The organism is Primorskyibacter aestuariivivens (assembly GCF_028023675.1).
Classification (GTDB): Bacteria; Pseudomonadota; Alphaproteobacteria; order Rhodobacterales; family Rhodobacteraceae; genus Marinovum; species Marinovum aestuariivivens.
This window is the reverse complement of sequence record NZ_JAQIOZ010000013.1, coordinates 115,660-131,863: the sequence shown is the minus strand read 5'-3', so window position 1 is coordinate 131,863 and position 16,204 is coordinate 115,660. Positions and strand designations below refer to the sequence as shown.

The window sequence follows — 16,204 nt, the reverse complement described above, 5'->3', positions numbered from 1 at the left end:
CTTGAACTCCGGCGAATGGTTCTTCCGTTTCGACATCTCTAATCTCCTTATCGTCGAAGACCAGCAGACAACAAATCGTAGCTTACGTCAGTGTCCGAATTTCAGGGGGTAGCTCAACCTAACTCCAGGCGCTATCTCTACATCTGCGCTAAGGCACGATACACGGTCATCCGCGACACGCCCAGTACTGCTGCTGTCTCGCTGACCCGCTTCCCCTGCTTCTAGAGGTTGATGTGCTTCTGTCATCGACCTTGTTCTTGCCACCCTTGTAGACGCCGCGCGCCCTTGCGATGGGCACCCGTCCGGAGCGGGCGAAAAGTGTTGGCGTAGCCTGTAGCCTTTTGCATTATGTGAAGACACAACACGGGGGAAACACAATGACCGTCGAACGCTCTATCCTTCTCATAGTAGGAATCATTGTTCTGGGAAGCGCCCTTCTCGCCGCATTTCACAGCCCAAACTGGCTCTGGCTTACGGGGATAATGGGCGCGCATCTGATCCAAGCCTCTTTCACCGGCGTTTGCCCAGTCGTTATGACGCTGAAGAAACTTGGTTTGCCGACCAAGGCTGGTTTTGCCTGATTCATCAGTTCGCGTAGGGCAGCAAGGGGAGGAACAGGAATGCCGAAGGGGTATCTCGTCGCTCACATTCGCATCCACGACAAGGAAGCGTTCGAAGAGTTCAAACAGCTATCCGGGGCTGCGATCAAAGCGCATAACGGCAAAGTTTTGGTCCGAAATCCGTCACCCGATCATCGCGAGGGTGGCGCACAGGGTCTGGCAATCGTGATCGAATTCGAAAGCATCGATGCCGCTCGAGCGTTCTATGAGTCTGATGCCTATAGCGAGGCACGAGCTGTTCGCGACAAAATCTCGGACACGGACCTCATACTTGTCGAGGGGCTATAGATCAGCGGGCGTTTGGCTTCACGGGTTAATGGCTCGATACACCGTCATCCGCGACACGCCCAAAGCCGACGCAATCTCACTAACTCGTTTACCCTGCCGCTTCAGGTCGATGATCTTCTGGTCATCGACCTTTTTCTTGCGCCCCGTATAGACCCCACGCGCCTTCGCCTTCGCGATGCCCTCTGCCTGCCGCTTGCGGATGATGTTCCGTTCAAACTCAGCAAACGCGCCCATCAACTGCAACTGCAACCGACTGAAAGCATCGTCGGTGTCGCCGGTGAAGGTCAGACGCTCGGACAGGAACTGGGTCTGTGGCGACCGTGACGTCCGCCAGCCGACGATCCGGTTGGCGGAGGTGTCGATGACGAAGGCGACGTAAACAAAGCCTTGCCAGGTCCAGATGTATGTGATGTCGCTGACCCAGAGCGCGTTCGGTGCCGGTGCCCGGAAAACAGCACAAGGTCACCATCACCGCTGTCGCCAGAAAGCTGGTCACAATCGCTAATGCATTGTGCAAGAGCCGTCAGAAATGGGCCACCCCGAAGACCTGACAGATACAGTTGCCAGCATTTCTTTACTGTCCGGAATGCACGTCGGTTGCAGGCAGCAGTTGCACCTCAAGCACATCACCGGGATGGACCAGATCATCCAGCGCCACGGCCACCGGTCTGCTGGCCTCTCCAGCGCCCCGATGGGCAATCACGGATGCCTCTAGCCGTGGTGCCAGATCGGTAGCGCCGTTGCCTGCCGGAATGGATTGCCCCGCCAAAAGCCGTGCGCCGCGGCGCATGTCCAGTGTTGCCCGAAGCAAGTCGCCGCGCGCCTCGCGAAATTCATTCAATAGCTCAATCTGCCGCTCTTGGTCGAACTCGGACTGACGCCGTTCAAGTTCGGTGATGTCCAGCTGGACGCGCGACAGTTTTTCTTCGACTTCCAGCAGCCGCGCCGACGACAGCGCCGCCACACGCTTGACTTCGATCAGCAAAGAGGCGGGCGCCACGCCGCGGCTGATCAGTTCCTGTATCCGGGCAACCTCGGCCTCGTCAGCGTCCAGCAGGCCCTGCAATTCGCCACGCTGCGCCGTAAGGATGCCGAGCCGCTGGCGCATCTGCTCCAGCGACCGGACAAAGAACGCGCGCTCATCGCGGGCGGTTTGAATATCGGCGCGGATCAGCTTGCGCGCATCTGCCAGCAAAGGAGCCGTGTCATCCCCGGACAAGGGCCCCTGTAGCGCGGGTGCGTCGGGGTCCATGTTTTCGGCCACGCGTGCCTGCAGGGCCCAGATGGCGATTTCGGCACTCACCTTGTCCAGCGCGGCCCGGTCAAAGATATCGCGGTACCGGATCAACTCTTCGGGGGTGGGGGCGGCCCCGGTCATCATGCCGCCGGCCTGAAGCCCGCCCGCCAACCCAAGGGCGGCGCGCACAGTCATGCCTGGTTCAAAGTCGAACCGGCCCGGGCCAGTGATCGCGCCGGTCACGGTGATCGGACGGAAAGCCACAACAGAGAGCCGCAGATCCCGCGGCTGGATCGGCAGGACAAACAGATCGCCATTCTCCATGTAGCGTGGAAAAGCGCGCCGTTCGGCTTCGGAACGGGCGGCTTCAAGCGCCTTGTCCAGCGTCAGCCCGCCCAGTTTCAGCCGCCCCAACACCCCAAGATCCACCACGCCACCCGGATTGATCCGCGCCTGCACGCTCGCATCCGGAAGGCCGATAAGATCGAAGCGAACAGTGTCGCCGGGCTGAAGCTGATAAGCCGCGCTATCTGCCGTCACGGCCAAGGGAAACAGACCCGAAAGGATCAGTGCGCACGCTCCGAAAAGGTTGGAATATCTGATGGTTAGGATACGAATTCTAATCATTTCAGTATCATCTCACTGGCTGGCCATGCGCCCGGAACTGACCGGCGGCGTCGCGAAAAATACATGTGGCGACAACCGGCGGGCCGAAACGGGATTGCTGTCGAATCATTACGGAAAACATAGGCTTAGTATACCGTGACTGACGCACAGGGATAGTCTGTGCCCCAATGGTCACCGCCAGCCCCCGCGCAAACAGCTACGCCGCATAACGGAAACAGATTGTTTCCAATGGCTGCTCAATACAGGAATGCAAAGACCTGCACAGCGCCCGGTCGTGGCACTGTTTGCCCCTGTAGGGGCTTGATATTCCACGCAACAAGCAGGATGTTAATGTTTGAATATTTAGGTTTGAGTTTGTTTTTTGCCCCTGCCAGGCGCAGGGTCGCCATGGCCTGAGAGGTCTGACTATTGGTTGAAATGGCCGTCGCCACGACCCTTGCGTTTTTCGTGCTGCTGCGTGTTCCCGAATTCGCGGCAACAGGGTTGGCGCTGTGCATCCTTTTGAACCTGCCCTATGTGCTGCCCGCCTTTCACGGCATGGATTTCGTGCTTGCTGCGCTGCTGGTTCTGGCCTTTTCTATCCTGCTCAGCTCCAACTATCTTGGCTCGGCGCGGACCATCGCGCCACAGCGCTACGCGGTCGCCGCTGCCTTGTGGCTGTCGGCCAGCCTGCTGTCGGTGGCGCTGTCGGTCAATCCGGCTGATTCTTATGAAAGCTATCGCTACTACATCCCCTATGTCGTGTTATGCGGGCTGATGCTGTGGCTGATCGGCGATCTGCGGCAGCTCTCGGCGCTTTATACGGGGCTGATCGCGGGGACGGTGCTGTTGGCGTCTCTGGCGGTGATCCAGCGGCTCTTTCATCTCGAACATGTGGATTTCGGCGGTCTGGCGATTGGCGAGATCGAGCATATTTCCGGCAAGGTCGAAGAGATACGCCCCGGCGGGCCGCTTGAGGATGCCAATTTCTTTGCCAGCTACATGATCCCCGGTGCCCTGCTGTCTGCGGCACGCGCAGTGCGTGCCACGCGCGCGGTTCCGCTCATTGTTTATGGAGTTGCGACATTGCTGATCCTGGGCGGTGTGCTTGTCACCGCGTCCCGCGGAGGAGCGGTCTCGCTCGGGGTTGGGCTTGTGGTGCTGTTGGTGCTGGAGCGCAGAATCTGGCCCTGGATCGGGATTGCGGCGGCGGTCGTGGTGCTGCTTGCATCGCGCCCCGAGGCCTATCTGGAACGCTTTTCACTGGTGTCGGACCTGATTGTCGCGCCTTTTGGCGATGGCGGTCGCGATGCACATATCGACGATCCGGCCCTGGCTGGCCGGCTCGGAGAGATGCAGGCAGCGGTCTACATGTTCCTGCAGAACCCGGTCACCGGCGTGGGCTACAGCCAGTTCGAGAGCAATTTCCAGACCTATGTGGCACGTAACGACATCCTCATGCGCAACGAGGATCGCGGCGCGCATTCGCTCTATCTGGAAGCCGCGGCGGAAACCGGGCTGGTCGGGCTGGCGGCACTTGGTTTCTTGTTGATCTCGGGGCTGCTCAATCTGCGCGAAACCGCCCTGACCAGCCGCGCAGCCGGGCACGAAGACGCCTATCTCGACATGCGCGCCTATGGGCTGGGCGCGCTGGCGGTTTTTCTGGCACATGCCTTCCTGCATGATGCAAAAGCGCAATATTTCTGGTTATTTGTCAGTTTGCTGTATGTTTCTCCACGTGTCCTGGACCAAGTCGCGCTGCGACGGCCGGGCGCGGTCGGTGGCGCGGCTGCACGACAGGGTGAACAGGATCAGACCATATGATTGAACGCGAAGTGAGAATATTGGGGTTCCTTCTCCGGCATTGGCTGGCGGTGTTGGGCGCGGCGCTTATCGGGGTGGTGATGGCCGCCGTGATCAGCGAAATGTCGGTTGCACGCTACAAGACCTCGACCGAGTTATTCATCCGCTACGGCAATGAATATACCGTGCCCTCCTCGGTCGATAATTACCGCCAGCAGGTGGATGTGGATTTCGACATCGCCATGAATGGTGAAATCCAGATCCTGCTGAGTTGGCCGTTGATCCGCGATGCGCTTGAGGCCACGCCGCATCCCGAAACCGCAGGGGCGCTGGAGCCGGTGATCGCCAAGCTGTCGGCCTCGCATGTGCCGAATTCGCCGGTGATCAAGGTGGATGTGGTGGATGCCGACCGGAATTGGTCGGGGGCCTTTCTGGCATCGCTGATCGAGGCGTTCCAGACCCGGCGCACCGCGCTGTTCAGCAGCACCCACAGCGATGCTTTTCTGGCCCAGCGCATCGCCGAGATCACGGCCGAACTGGAAGACACCCGCAACGCGCTGCAAGAAGCGCGCAAGGCCATGCTGGAAGTCACAGACAGGGCCGGATCCGACGGGGTGGGCGACGACACACGCTCTGCCGCAGAGCGTATCGGATCATCCCGGCGGCTGGTCACCGACCTGACCGCGCGCGAGGCAACACTGTCCGTGCTGCTCGAAGAGATGCGCGCGCAGCAGGTCAATCTGGGGCTGCTCTCCGGCTCGGTTGGGCGGATCGAGATCCTGTCGCCGCCTTTGGCTGGCTTTACTCCGGTGGGGCCGGGGCGCACGGCGCTGATGATCCTGTTCGGTTTGGCCTTTGGCTTTGCCGCGGCGGCGCTGGCGATGATCGTGGAAACCTCGCGCGCACGGTCCTGATGGCGCAGACCTCTCCTCCCGCCGGAATGCCCGGCTTCAAGGTGCTGATAGTCCTGCACGCCTTTGCTGATGGCGGTGCCGAAGCGGTGTTCGTCAGGCTCGCCAATGATCTGCACCGGCGCGGCATCGCGGTGACGCTGGTGGCGGCCAATGCAGTGGGGCCTAACCGGGCGCGGCTGAACGATGCGATCGAGGTGGTTGATCTGCGCGCGCAGCGGATGCTGACGGCCATCCCGGCGCTTGTCCAGACGCTGCGCAGGTTGCGCCCATCGGCCTGTATCTCCGCGCTCACCCATACCAACCTGGCCCTGTTGCTGGTGGCGGGTTTGGCGCGCTCTGATGCCCGGATCGTGATCAGTGAACGGCGCAGCCTCACTGCGGAATTCGCCGAGACACCGGGGCTGAAAGCCTGGATCAAGCGGCGGGCCATAGGCTGGCTCTATCCGCGCGCCGACGCGATTGTAACGGTTTCAGAGGCCTTGCGCTCTGAGATCGACGCGATGTTACTACCGGCCAGCGCGACCACCGTGACCATCCGCAATCCCGTCGATACCGCCCGCCTGCAACATCTGGCCCGCGAAATGCGGTTCGACAGGGCGGGCGACGGTGCGCTGATTGTTTGTGTCGGGCGGTTGGTGCCTCAAAAGAACCTGCCGATGCTGCTTCGGGCTTTTGCGATCCTGAACCGCGAGCACAACGCCCGGCTGATCATCGCGGGCGACGGGCCTTTGCGCGGCGCGCTGGAGGCATTGGCGCGCGACTTGTCCATCACTGATCTGGTTGAATTCGCAGGCTATCTTGAGAACCCTTATGGCCTCATGGCACGGGCCGATATTCTGGCGCTGTCGTCGGATTTCGAAGGTCTGCCCAATGTGCTGATCGAGGGGCTGGCGCTAGGCGTGCAGATCGTGAGCACCGATTGCCCCACGGGTCCGGCCGAAATCCTTGGACAGGGCCGGTTCGGCCGACTTGTCCCGGTGGGGGATGCCAACGCCATGGCAGAGGCGCTGACCGCAGCGCTGGACGCACCGCTGGATTATGACCGGGAGGCGGCGCTGCGCCCGTATCAGCCCGAGCGGGTCTTTGATGCCTATCTGGATGTCTTGCAGGGAGGGCCCTGACATGTGGTCGTCGCAGCCACCGTCCGTGCTGATCGTGGCGCTCGCCAAAGGCTTTGGCGGGGTCAATGTACGTGTCCAGCAAACTGCACAGGGGCTGGCCGGGGCTGGCTGGCCCTATGCGGTCATGGTCCTGCAGGGCTCGCCCCTGCACAAGGCGCTGGACACACAGGGGCTGGCCTGTATCCCTGTATCTCACCGGCGCGCCGATCCGCGGCAGCTTTTGCACCTGCGCGATGCGCTGCGGCGGCTCAATGCGGACGTGATTGATGCCCATAACGTGCAGTCGCAGTTTTGGGCCGCGCTTTGCGCGCCGATCTGGGGGCCGCGGGGGCGGCTGGCTTCGGTACACACGAATTACCGTGTAGCCAATGAATCGAAGCTCAAGGGCTGGGTGCATGAACAGGCACTGCGCTTGTGCAAACGGGCCGGGTTCCGGTTTCTGGCGGTGTCGGGCACCATTGCGGACTATCTCGACACGCTGTCCATTCCGTCCGGGCATATCACGCTCAGCCATAATGGCGTCGATCTGGACGTGGTGCCCGCGCCCGCGGGATCGCTACGGCAGGAATTCGGCTGGCCCGAGGAATGTCATGTCTTTGCCTTTGCCGGGCGGCTGGAATACCAGAAGAACCTGCCCATGCTCATCACCGCCTTTGCCGACCTGGTGCAGCGCGGGGCACCCCGCGCGCGGCTCTGCCTGATTGGCGAGGGGGGCAAACGGGCCGAGCTTGAGGCGCAGGTCGCAGAGCTTGGGCTGACCGGACGGGTCGGGTTCACCGGCTATCGCTGCGATGTGCTGGGGCTTTTGTCGCAGGCGGATGTGATGTGCCTGACTTCTCATGCCGAGGGTTTGCCCTATGTCATGCTCGAGGCGGCGCAGGTGTCGCTGCCGGTGATCAGCCCGAAGATCGACGGCGCGGCAGAGCTTTTCGAGGATGGCCGCGATATCCTGTTCTACCCGCCCGGCGATCATGCGCATCTAGTGGCGCTGATGGCGCGGGCACTGGATCAACCGGATGACATGCGCAGCATCGGTCACTCGATGCGCGACAGGGTCGGGCAGGCCATGTCGCTGGATGCGATGATCCGCGTGACGCTGGACTGCTACAGCCGGTTGGGCCGGGGGCACGGCGAACCATGACCAAAGAGATCACGCAAAAACACCAGGAGCCACGGATCACCCACGCGCTGGATTCGCTTGCGGTGGGTGGGGCCGAGCGCATGGTGTTGCGCTTTCTGGCCCATTGCGATGCTGAGACTGCGCGCATCGTGGTGGTGACACGTCGGGACACGCTGTTTGAAGAACAGGCCGCGCTCCTGCCGATACCATTATCCTATCTCAGCCATGGCCGGTTGTTTTCGTGGCGCACATGGCGCTCTGCCCACGCGATCCTGAATGCGCGGGCCGATCATGTTCTGCACGCCCATATGCAGCATGCAACGCTGATTTTCCTGCCGCTGGCGAAACTGGCGGGCATGAAAACCGTGGTGACCCTGCACAATGTCTCGCGCCCGGCCAAGAGCCTCTCGGCACGGTTACGCAACGCGCTGGAGCGTTTGGTGCTGCGCCGTTTCGCCGACCTGATCATCTCGGTCGGGTCCAGCGTGACACGTGCCTGGCAAGGCGTCCTGCCCGGGCACGCGATTGTCACCATGCCCAACACGGTGCCCATGCCGGAAAGCCTTGCCCCGCGCGACAGGGTGCGCGCCGGGATCGGCGCAGCCCCGGACGCGCCGGTTTTCATATCGGTGGCCAGCCTGTCAGTGCAAAAGAACACCAGCGGACTGATCAACGCGTTTCAGGGAGTCTTGCGCGATCATCCGTCGGCGGAGCTTTGGCTCGTCGGGCACGGTTCGCTTCGAAAAGCGCTGGAAGCACAGGTCGACGCGCAGGGTCTGGGCGCGCATGTGCGGTTTCTTGGCAATCGCAGCGATGTGAATGATCTGCTCGGGGCCAGCGATGTCTTTGTGCTGGCCTCGGACTGGGAAGGTCTGCCGCTGGCCATGCTTGAGGCGATGGCCTGTGGATTGCCCGTGGTGGTTACGGCGGTGGGGGATATTCCAACGGTGGCCAATCCGGGCAATGCGGTCATCGTGCCGCCCGGTGATGGCGCGGCGCTGCGCCAAGCGATGTCGGATCTCGCGGGGGATACAGAGCGGCGGCAGCGGCTTGGCCGCGCGGCCCGCGCCAAGGTCGAGACGGATCACAACGAAACACGCTGGGTCGCGGAGCTGCGGCAGCTTTACCGAGATCTTGCGGCACCCCGCTGAAGCGCCGGTCTGATATGGGCGGCCATCCGGCTGACAACGGCGGGCCAATTATACCGCTCTTGCGCCAGCTGCTGCCCGCGACGGCCCATTGCCGCGGCGCGGGCAGGATCGCCCAGCAGCCGCAAAAGAGCATCTGCGATCTGGTCGGAGCACCCGGGTTCAACCAGACAGCCGGTTTCCCCAGGATGAATGAAATCCGGGATGGCCCCCAGATTGGTGCCGATCACCGGCAGGCCAAATGCCATCGCCTCGATAAAGGCAATTCCGAAGGGTTCGCGCAGCGTTGGCATGCAAAACACCGACGCCGCGTTGTAATGCGCGATCAACTGCGCCTTGTCCTGCCGTCCCATTACACGCAGCCCGGGCAGATCCGGCAGCCCGTCAGGCGTGCAGCCCACGATGGTCAGCGTGGCGTCGGGATGCGCCTTCAGCACATCACGATAGGCGCGCACCAGATCCGGCCCGCCTTTGCGCGCCCAATCCATGCCAACAAACAGGATATCCGGCGCATGCTGCTGATTTGTGACCTGCGTTTCCGGCGTCTCGGTATTGGCGCCAGCATAGACGCAATCGACACGCGTGGGATCTGCTCCGTAGTCGTCGACGACGCTGCGGCGGATGTTTTCGCTACGGGTGAAGACCGTGGTGGCATTTCGATAGATCTCGGCTTCGCGGGCCAGGAAATCCGCGTTGTAAAGTGCGCCTGGATCAGTGTCAGGATAGGTCCGATGGGTCAGGTTGGTGTGATCCGTATACAGAAAATGCGGCAGGCCGGGGACACGCGCAGACCACAGCGACTGCATCTGGAAAACGAAATCATGGGTGTCCGGATGCACCATGTCGTGCAGATGGCCCTGCACGAAACGCGCGACCGACCGGGTGCGGAACAGCGCGTCGCGCAGCCGTTTGCGCCGCAGCACGATATCACCGGGATAGGTGACCAACGCCTCGGCCGCGCAGCGGGCAAGCGCCCCCCGATCAGCACGCAGCGCGTTGGCGGTGTTGAACAGATCCACCTGATGGGCGGGAAAACAGCGCTGTAATTCTGCCAGCACCGACCAGCTGGCGATCGGCACATCGGCATTCACCACAAAGGCAAAGCGCCGCTGGGGATCAGAGGTCACAATCCAGCTCCCGCTCCAGTCGGAGGCAGAACCGCCCGCTGCGCGCGCGCGCAGCTATCGGGGCGAACCCGTCAAAGCGCAGGGTGACATCCTGCGCCGTGCGGTTATAGACGATCACTCCGGTCTCAAACATTTTGTAGGCCACCCCCGGCGCAATCGTCATGCCATGGCTGACCGGCCCGCCAAGGTCGATGTCGTAGAAATCGTAATAGACATGGTCATGGTCCGATGCCTTGGTGTCGGAATTGTTGTCGGCATAGATCACATAGCCGTTGCGCGGCACAACCATCGCCATGGCAGCGAACAGCCGGGCCATTTGATCATTGACCGGAGCATCGCGTGCCGCGTCGCCGGAAGTCAGCCGCCAGGCTTCCAGCGCCACGATCTTTGGAGGGCGCAGCGCCGTGTCATGGAGCGCCAGCAAAGCTTCGATCCGAGCCAGTTCATCATCCGTATAGGTCCGGTCCGGCTCTTTGAGCAATTCAAGATACACACCGTTCAGCGCGTCATGGGTGGAGACATCCGTGCTCCAGTTCACATTGCCAAGAATGATGAAGCCCGGGCCGCCGCGCGCCTGCAGTTGTCGCGCAATCGCCTGTCGGGCGGCGCGCTGCCGGGGTTTGGGAAAGCCGCGTCGGGAATGGTCGATCCAACCATCGAGAAACACACCGTCAGCCCCAAGCCGCGCAGCGCGTTCAATGGCGACATCCGCGATATAGGCGGCAAAACCCGGACGATCAAAAGCGATCCGCACCAGCGTGCCATCCTCGGACGAGCTTTTGCGCGTCGCGGGGCGTGTATAAGCCTCGATGCCCGGATACAGGCTGTAGGCGGAATTGGGGAAATTATAGGCCCAGAAAATCTCGGTCAGGGAAAGTCCCTTGCCGGGATGCGGCTTTGGCGTGGCCTGCCAGGACAGATCATATCGCTCCAGCGGCTTCTTGTCCTGATTCCATGGCAGAACGGTTGCAATTGTCGGGCGATCCTTCAGTTCCGGTGCCACGGGCGAGGCCAGCTTTGGGGCGGGTATATGCAGTTCAACCGGCTCTGCTTTTGCGTGTGTTGCCGCGCCAAAGCAAAAGCAAATTGCAGCCACTGCCGAAAGCCAGGGCCAAAACCGGGAAATATCCGGGATATGCGCAGTGCGTGCCATGACAACCAATATCCCGTCAGATTGCCCGGATGTCACTGCAAAGATCGCCCCCGTTCAGTCGCCCCAAGGTGGCTGTCATTCAGCATGATTTCGGAGAACCATTTCAAAACGGCGCACGCGCACCTTAAAGGGGAGTGAGGCCGCCAAACATCAACCTTTGATAGCTGGTTCTTGCCCTGTGACCCCAGAGGGGCTAGCGTTCGACCCATACTGGGCAATTGGAGCCTGAATTTGTTTGTTTGGATTGCATTTTGCACGTCACTGTTTTTGCAACTTTATCATTACGTTCTCTACCCGCTGGTTTTATGGATCTTGCCGAAACCACCACTGCGCCCCGGCTCAAAGGCACAAGAGTCCCCGGCCATCTCGGTGATCATCTGCGGCTATAACGAAGCGGGCGTGATTGCCGGGAAACTGGCCAATACGATGGCATTGCGGCCCCTGCCGCATGAGATCGTCGTGGTGGCGGACGGCTCTGAGGACGGAACCGAACGGGTTGCACAAGAGGTGGCGATCGGGGACAGCCCGGTGCCGGTCCGGGTGCTCTTCAGCCCCGAGAGGCGGGGCAAGGCGCATGCCATGAACCGTGGGGCCCAAGCTGCCGTGGCCGACATCCTGTGCTTCACCGATGCCAATGCCATGCTGTCCCCCGATGCGCTGGCCCAGCTTGCCGCAAAATTCGGAGACCCGAGCGTAGCGCTGGTCAGCGGTGCCAAACATGTCCATGCCGCCCCGACCGGCATCGGCGGCTCCGTGGCCACGGGCGACAGTGCCTATTGGCGCTACGAATCCTTCATTCGACAACAGGAAAGCCGCCTGGGCGCGACGGTGGCCGCCGTGGGTGAATTGACCGCCATTCGCGCGCGGGACTGGACTGGCATTCCGCCCGGCGTGGTCAATGACGATGCCTGGCTGGCCATGCATATGCTCAGCCGCGGGCGCAATGTCCGCTATGCGCCGGACGCCCATAGCTGGGAAGAAGCCAGCGCCGCGACCGGACTTGAGGTGGAGCGGCGTAGGCGCATCAACACGGGTCGCCTGAAGCTCATTTTCCGCAAGGATGTCTGGCCCTTGCGCCGCCCTTTCGTGATGATCGCGTTCCTGTCGCACAAGGTGCTCAGGTTGGTACTGCCGTTCCTGTTTGTCGTTTCATGGCTCAGCAGCGCAGGGCTGTGGCTGTCAGACGGTGCGTGGTCGGGGGCCATGGGCGTTATCGCGCTGGCCCATCTGGCCGTGGTGTTGGCGGCGGCGCTGCACCCCGGTCTGCAACGGATTGGCAAGCGTTGGAAACCCGCGTCGATCGCGTTTCACATCCTCAGCTCTTATGCCGCTATCGTCCTGGCATGGCTGGATCTTGCGAAACGCAAGGATGCGGTACTGTGGAGCAAACCGGCGCGGTGATGGTCTGGCGGACACGGGATAACAGGCCGTGACCGGGGCCGGGGACGCCAGAACACGCGCGTGGCGCGCCATTGCGCGGACCACGGTCGGCAATTCCGCCTGGTCCTATCTTGCTTCGGTGCTTGGGAAATCCGCGACCTTCATTGCCACCATTGTCCTTGCGCGGCTGCTGATTCCGGAACAGTTCGGGCTGGCGGGTTATTGCATATTTGCCATGCAGTTTCTCGACATCATAAGCCGTTTCGGGCTGGATGCGGCACTGATTTCCCAAGGCGACAAGGCCGAACGCGACGGCAGCTCGGTGCTCGCTCTGGGAATCGCGGCGGCGCTGCTGTCCTATGCGGTGGCCTATGCGATTGCGCCCGCGCTCGCCGACTTCTTTCGCGCGCCCGAGGTCACCGAGTTGTTCCGCGTGCTGGCGCTGGTATTGGTGATCGAGTCTTTCGGGCTGGTCCATAACGCCATACTCAGCGTACGGTTGCGCTTCCGGGCCAAGCTGGTGCCGGTGGTCGGGCGCAATATTGTTAAAGGCTGCGTGGCCGTGGCTCTGGCGCTGAACGGCTTTGGCGTCTGGTCGCTGGTCTGGGGGCAGCTTGCGGGATCGCTCTTTGCCACGCTGGCCTTCTGGATGGTGTGCGACTGGCGGCCCTCGCGGCAGTTCGACCGCGACGCCGTCGCCCGGGTGATGCGCTATGGCGGCAGCATGATCGGGGTGGAATTGATCGGTGCGCTGCGTGGCAATATCGATTATGGCTTTGTGGGTCGCGCTTTGGGTGCCGGGGCGCTGGGGCTTTACACGATGGCCTATCGCCTGCCGGAACTGGTGATCCGCACGCTGAATGGCGCGGTGGGCAACGTGGTGCATCCGGTGCTGGTGGGGCTGCGTGACAACCCCGATCAAACACGGGAATATTACCTGACCTATTTGCGGTTCATTGCCTTACTGACCCTACCCATGGGAATCGGCATGGCGGTCATCTCAGAGGCTTTTGTGTTGTCCTTCTACGGCGCGCGATGGAGCGGCGCGGTCTTTCCGATGCAGGCGGTCTCGGTCGCCCTAGCGGTTTCATCGGTGGGATATGCACCGGGCGTTCTCTATAAGGCGCTGAACCGGCCCGATATTCTACGCAACCTGTCCTTTGCCAAATTGCCCGTGCTGGTCGTGGTGTTATGGTCTGCGGTGGGCTGGGGGATCAACGGTGTCGCCGTGGCGCAGGTGGGGCTGGCGCTGTTTTATGTCACGCTCGACAGTGTCGTAGCGGGACGGTTTGCGGGAATATCGCTGGCTGCCATGATGCGGGCCCTGTGGCCCGCGCTTTTCTCCTCGGCGGTCATGGGGCTGTGCGGAGCGGCGCTGTCCGCGATGATCGGGTCAAATGATCTGTTGGAACTGGGCGTGCTGATCCTCGTGTGCCTTCCGCTTTATGTGGCGCTGGTCCGGGTGATCAGCCCACGGTCTTACACTCAGATGATCGGTTTGCTGCGCCGGGATGGCGCGACGACCGGGGCGAAGAGTGGGGCGGAGAGCGGCCCATGACCGACCGGCAGAGCATCAGCGCCATCGTCACCACATATAACAGCGCGGCTTTTGTCGCGCGGGCACTGGACAGCATTCGCGCGCAAACCGTGCCGGTGGACCAGATCATCGTGGTGGACGATGGCTCCAGCGACGACACCGTGCGCATCGTTCGGGGCATCGAAGGGGTCGAGATCATTCAACAGGCCAATGCCGGGCCGGGCGCGGCGCGCAATGCCGGATTGCGCGCGGCCACCGGGTCGCTCATCGCATTTCTGGATGCCGACGATCAATGGTGCGCCGACAAGACCGCCCTGCAAAGGGACTATCTGGCCCGTCATCCCGGCACCGTCGCGGTCAGCGGTGGCAAGCTTTGGCGCAATGACGCGGGTTCAACGACACGCTCCTATCCCTACAGCGCCCGGCAGCGTTCCGACCTGCGGCGGAATTTGCCCGTAACCAATTGTGTAGGAAATCCATCCATGACGATGATCCGCAAATCCGCGCTCGAGGCGGTTGGCGGGTTTGATGCGGGGATCCTGTGGGGGCAGGACTGGGACCTTTGGATCCGGTTGCTGGAAGTTGGCGATATCGGCTTTGTCGCGACGGATGTGATTGAATATTCTTGGCACGGCTCCAACCATTCCCATCGTAATCCCGTCTTGCGGCAACAGAGTTTTCGCCGCGTGTCGATGGCAGGAACACAGCGGCTGGCGCCGGTCTGGCGGCGTCCGGGCCTGTGGCTGTCCGCCCAAGGCGAATACCTGTTTCGCCGCGCTGATATCGCCCGCGTGGCTGGGCAGCGCGCAGTTGGGTCAGGGTTTGCATTCGCCGCGCTGCTCGTCTGGCCATTTCGGGACGGGGCGGCGAAACTGAAGCTTCTCATCCGCATTCTCGCGGGCGAGCGGGTCTTTGACGCGACCAAACGATTTTATGCACAGTCAAAACACTGACTTCCGGGTACGTTCCGCATTTTCTGACGATCTGTCAAAGGGCCTCCAATGGCGCTCCCGCTTGATTCTCGAATCGGTTTGTGAGAAACTTTTTATGCGGTGGCAGGTATTGTAGGTTGTTGTTAATTATTTTCTCACAAGCTATCGTTGCGATGCTGCCTTATTTTTGCCTTTTTTTCGCCATATTCCTTAATTTGATACAGACCCGTCGTTGATTTTCACAGCAACTTCAGATCACACTATCAGCATTGAGTGACGAGCTGCGGGCATCATGATCCCGCATCTGGACGGCTATTGAGCGTCCGGAAACAAATAACAAAACAGGCTATTGCCATGAAGCGGAACGCGAAAAGGTCCGTTTCTTAAGCAGTCAGGTTCGGTGGGTCTTGTCTGCCGTATGTATCGGTTTTGGCGTGCCCCCTGAAGAAGGGGAGTCAACGCCCGATCGGATCTTGGCATGTGGATTAGTATAGTTTTTTGAAGGAAGCGAAACCCAATGTCCCATTTTTCGGACCCCTTACATTCAAAAACCCTGTCCGGCGATCTTATCTCAATTCGGGATGATCAACGCCGCGAGAGCGTGCAGCGCGCAATTTACCGGCTGTTCGATATTATTGTATCGATCATACTTTTGCCGATATTTCTGCCGTTGATCGCGATATCCGCGATTGCGGTCAAACTGTCATCACCCGCCGGGCCGGTTTTCTTTCGCCAGGTGCGTTACGGATTGAATGGCAAGCCTTTCAGAATCTACAAGCTGCGCACCATGGTGCCCAAGGCGGAGGAACTGAAGCGCGAACTTCCGGGGTATCGCGAAGAACAGGGGGCCGGCTTCAAGCTGACCCAAGACCCGCGGGTACTGCCCATCGGCCGGGTTTTGCGGCGCTATTACATCGACGAGATGCCGCAGATCTTCAATGTGCTCAGGGGCGACATGGCCATCGTCGGGCCGCGCGCCTGTTCGCATCCGCTTGCGCTGTACGAGCCATGGCAGATGCGGCGCCTGTGCGTGAAACCTGGGCTGACCGGCGACTGGCAGGTTGATCGCAACAAATCCTATGATTTCCACAAGAGATGCGTTCAGGATCTGGCCTATGTCGATGCGAAATCGCTGCGCCATGACGTAAAGATCGTGTTTCGGACGGCTTTTGTATGCCTGTTCCTGCACAACGGAAAATAGCCTCGGCTCGGGCGGGG

The 16,204-nt window shown here is 61.2% G+C and carries 16 protein-coding genes and 2 pseudogenes; 11 read left to right on the top strand and 7 right to left on the bottom strand.

What is annotated here, in order from left to right:
• Positions 1–137: 137 nt before the first annotated feature.
• Positions 138–212, bottom strand: a pseudogene (locus PGB28_RS21325) (helix-turn-helix domain-containing protein); the annotation flags it as partial.
• A 165-nt stretch (positions 213–377) separates the two neighbouring features.
• Between PGB28_RS21325 and PGB28_RS14325 the strand changes: the two are divergent.
• Positions 378–581: a YgaP family membrane protein gene (locus PGB28_RS14325; RefSeq protein ID WP_271422203.1), complete on the top strand. Its 204-nt coding sequence runs from the start codon at positions 378–380 to the stop codon at positions 579–581.
• 39 nt (positions 582–620) lie between these two features.
• A complete protein-coding gene (locus PGB28_RS14320) occupies positions 621–908 on the top strand; it encodes a DUF1330 domain-containing protein (protein WP_271422202.1) in 288 nt (95 codons plus the stop codon).
• Between the two features lie 18 nt (positions 909–926).
• Here PGB28_RS14320 and PGB28_RS14315 read toward each other — a convergent pair whose 3' ends face one another.
• From PGB28_RS14315 to PGB28_RS14300, 4 genes and pseudogenes are all read right to left on the bottom strand, one after another.
• Positions 927–1,196, bottom strand: a complete 270-nt coding sequence (locus PGB28_RS14315; RefSeq protein ID WP_271422206.1) for a recombinase family protein — start codon at positions 1,194–1,196, stop codon at positions 927–929.
• Positions 1,194–1,358: pseudogene (locus PGB28_RS14310) on the bottom strand (DDE-type integrase/transposase/recombinase); the annotation flags it as partial. The pseudogene PGB28_RS14310 and the gene PGB28_RS14315, both read right to left, overlap by 3 nt.
• A 124-nt stretch (positions 1,359–1,482) precedes the next feature.
• Positions 1,483–2,685, bottom strand: coding sequence for a polysaccharide biosynthesis/export family protein (locus PGB28_RS14305; RefSeq protein WP_271422201.1), 1,203 nt, complete (start codon positions 2,683–2,685; stop codon positions 1,483–1,485).
• A 323-nt stretch (positions 2,686–3,008) separates the two neighbouring features.
• A complete protein-coding gene (locus tag PGB28_RS14300) occupies positions 3,009–3,161 on the bottom strand; it encodes a hypothetical protein (protein WP_271422200.1) in 153 nt (50 codons plus the stop codon).
• Between the two features lie 28 nt (positions 3,162–3,189).
• Here PGB28_RS14300 and PGB28_RS14295 point away from each other — a divergent pair, with 28 nt between their 5' ends.
• From PGB28_RS14295 to PGB28_RS14275, 5 genes are read left to right on the top strand one after another with little or no spacing between them, the layout of a single operon-like run.
• A complete protein-coding gene (locus PGB28_RS14295) occupies positions 3,190–4,575 on the top strand; it encodes an O-antigen ligase family protein (protein WP_271422199.1) in 1,386 nt (461 codons plus the stop codon).
• Positions 4,572–5,468, top strand: a complete 897-nt coding sequence (locus PGB28_RS14290) for a GumC domain-containing protein (RefSeq protein ID WP_271422198.1) — start codon at positions 4,572–4,574, stop codon at positions 5,466–5,468. Before PGB28_RS14295 ends, PGB28_RS14290 begins: the two co-directional genes overlap by 4 nt.
• A gap of 26 nt (positions 5,469–5,494) precedes the next feature.
• A complete protein-coding gene (locus tag PGB28_RS14285; RefSeq protein WP_271422197.1) occupies positions 5,495–6,589 on the top strand; it encodes a glycosyltransferase in 1,095 nt (364 codons plus the stop codon).
• A 1-nt stretch (position 6,590) separates the two neighbouring features.
• Positions 6,591–7,730 (top strand): glycosyltransferase, encoded by a 1,140-nt coding sequence (locus tag PGB28_RS14280; RefSeq protein ID WP_271422196.1) that lies wholly within the window; start codon positions 6,591–6,593, stop codon positions 7,728–7,730.
• Positions 7,727–8,860 (top strand): glycosyltransferase, encoded by a 1,134-nt coding sequence (locus PGB28_RS14275; protein WP_271422195.1) that lies wholly within the window; start codon positions 7,727–7,729, stop codon positions 8,858–8,860. The genes PGB28_RS14280 and PGB28_RS14275 overlap by 4 nt, the downstream gene beginning before the upstream one ends.
• Here PGB28_RS14275 and PGB28_RS14270 read toward each other — a convergent pair.
• Both PGB28_RS14270 and PGB28_RS14265 read right to left on the bottom strand, forming a co-directional pair.
• A complete protein-coding gene (locus tag PGB28_RS14270; RefSeq protein ID WP_271422194.1) occupies positions 8,833–9,984 on the bottom strand; it encodes a glycosyltransferase family 4 protein in 1,152 nt (383 codons plus the stop codon). The genes PGB28_RS14275 and PGB28_RS14270 overlap by 28 nt on opposite strands.
• Positions 9,974–10,987 (bottom strand): hypothetical protein, encoded by a 1,014-nt coding sequence (locus PGB28_RS14265; protein ID WP_271422193.1) that lies wholly within the window; start codon positions 10,985–10,987, stop codon positions 9,974–9,976. Before PGB28_RS14265 ends, PGB28_RS14270 begins: the two co-directional genes overlap by 11 nt.
• 462 nt (positions 10,988–11,449) lie before the next feature.
• Between PGB28_RS14265 and PGB28_RS14260 the strand changes: the two genes are divergently transcribed.
• The 4 genes from PGB28_RS14260 (at position 11,450) to PGB28_RS14245 (ending at position 16,187) form a co-directional block, all read left to right on the top strand.
• Entirely contained in the window at positions 11,450–12,538 is a 1,089-nt protein-coding gene (locus PGB28_RS14260) for a glycosyltransferase (RefSeq protein ID WP_271422192.1), read from the top strand.
• A 28-nt stretch (positions 12,539–12,566) separates the two neighbouring features.
• Positions 12,567–14,075 carry a lipopolysaccharide biosynthesis protein gene (locus tag PGB28_RS14255; protein WP_271422191.1) on the top strand — a complete coding sequence of 503 codons (1,509 nt, stop codon included), beginning with the start codon at positions 12,567–12,569 and terminating at the stop codon, positions 14,073–14,075.
• The gene (locus PGB28_RS14250; protein ID WP_271422190.1) at positions 14,072–15,007 is read left to right on the top strand and encodes a glycosyltransferase family 2 protein; all 936 of its coding nucleotides are present in this window, start codon (positions 14,072–14,074) and stop codon (positions 15,005–15,007) included. The genes PGB28_RS14255 and PGB28_RS14250 overlap by 4 nt, the downstream gene beginning before the upstream one ends.
• Before the next feature lie 496 nt (positions 15,008–15,503).
• Positions 15,504–16,187 (top strand): sugar transferase, encoded by a 684-nt coding sequence (locus tag PGB28_RS14245; RefSeq protein ID WP_271422189.1) that lies wholly within the window; start codon positions 15,504–15,506, stop codon positions 16,185–16,187.
• Positions 16,188–16,204: the final 17 nt, after the last annotated feature.

Excerpts from the sequence above, each read along its gene's own strand:
- PGB28_RS14250 (WP_271422190.1), top strand. The coding sequence starts at position 14,072 with ATGACCGACCGGCAGAGCATCAGCGCCATCGTCACCACATATAACAGC.
- PGB28_RS14290 (WP_271422198.1), top strand. The coding sequence starts at position 4,572 with ATGATTGAACGCGAAGTGAGAATATTGGGGTTCCTTCTCCGGCATTGG.
- PGB28_RS14300 (WP_271422200.1), bottom strand. The coding sequence starts at position 3,161 with ATGGCGACCCTGCGCCTGGCAGGGGCAAAAAACAAACTCAAACCTAAA.
- PGB28_RS14275 (WP_271422195.1), top strand. The coding sequence starts at position 7,727 with ATGACCAAAGAGATCACGCAAAAACACCAGGAGCCACGGATCACCCAC.
- PGB28_RS14295 (WP_271422199.1), top strand. The coding sequence starts at position 3,190 with ATGGCCGTCGCCACGACCCTTGCGTTTTTCGTGCTGCTGCGTGTTCCC.
- PGB28_RS14245 (WP_271422189.1), top strand. The coding sequence starts at position 15,504 with ATGTCCCATTTTTCGGACCCCTTACATTCAAAAACCCTGTCCGGCGAT.
- PGB28_RS14325 (WP_271422203.1), top strand. The coding sequence starts at position 378 with ATGACCGTCGAACGCTCTATCCTTCTCATAGTAGGAATCATTGTTCTG.
- PGB28_RS14280 (WP_271422196.1), top strand. The coding sequence starts at position 6,591 with ATGTGGTCGTCGCAGCCACCGTCCGTGCTGATCGTGGCGCTCGCCAAA.
- PGB28_RS14285 (WP_271422197.1), top strand. The coding sequence starts at position 5,495 with ATGCCCGGCTTCAAGGTGCTGATAGTCCTGCACGCCTTTGCTGATGGC.
- PGB28_RS14320 (WP_271422202.1), top strand. The coding sequence starts at position 621 with ATGCCGAAGGGGTATCTCGTCGCTCACATTCGCATCCACGACAAGGAA.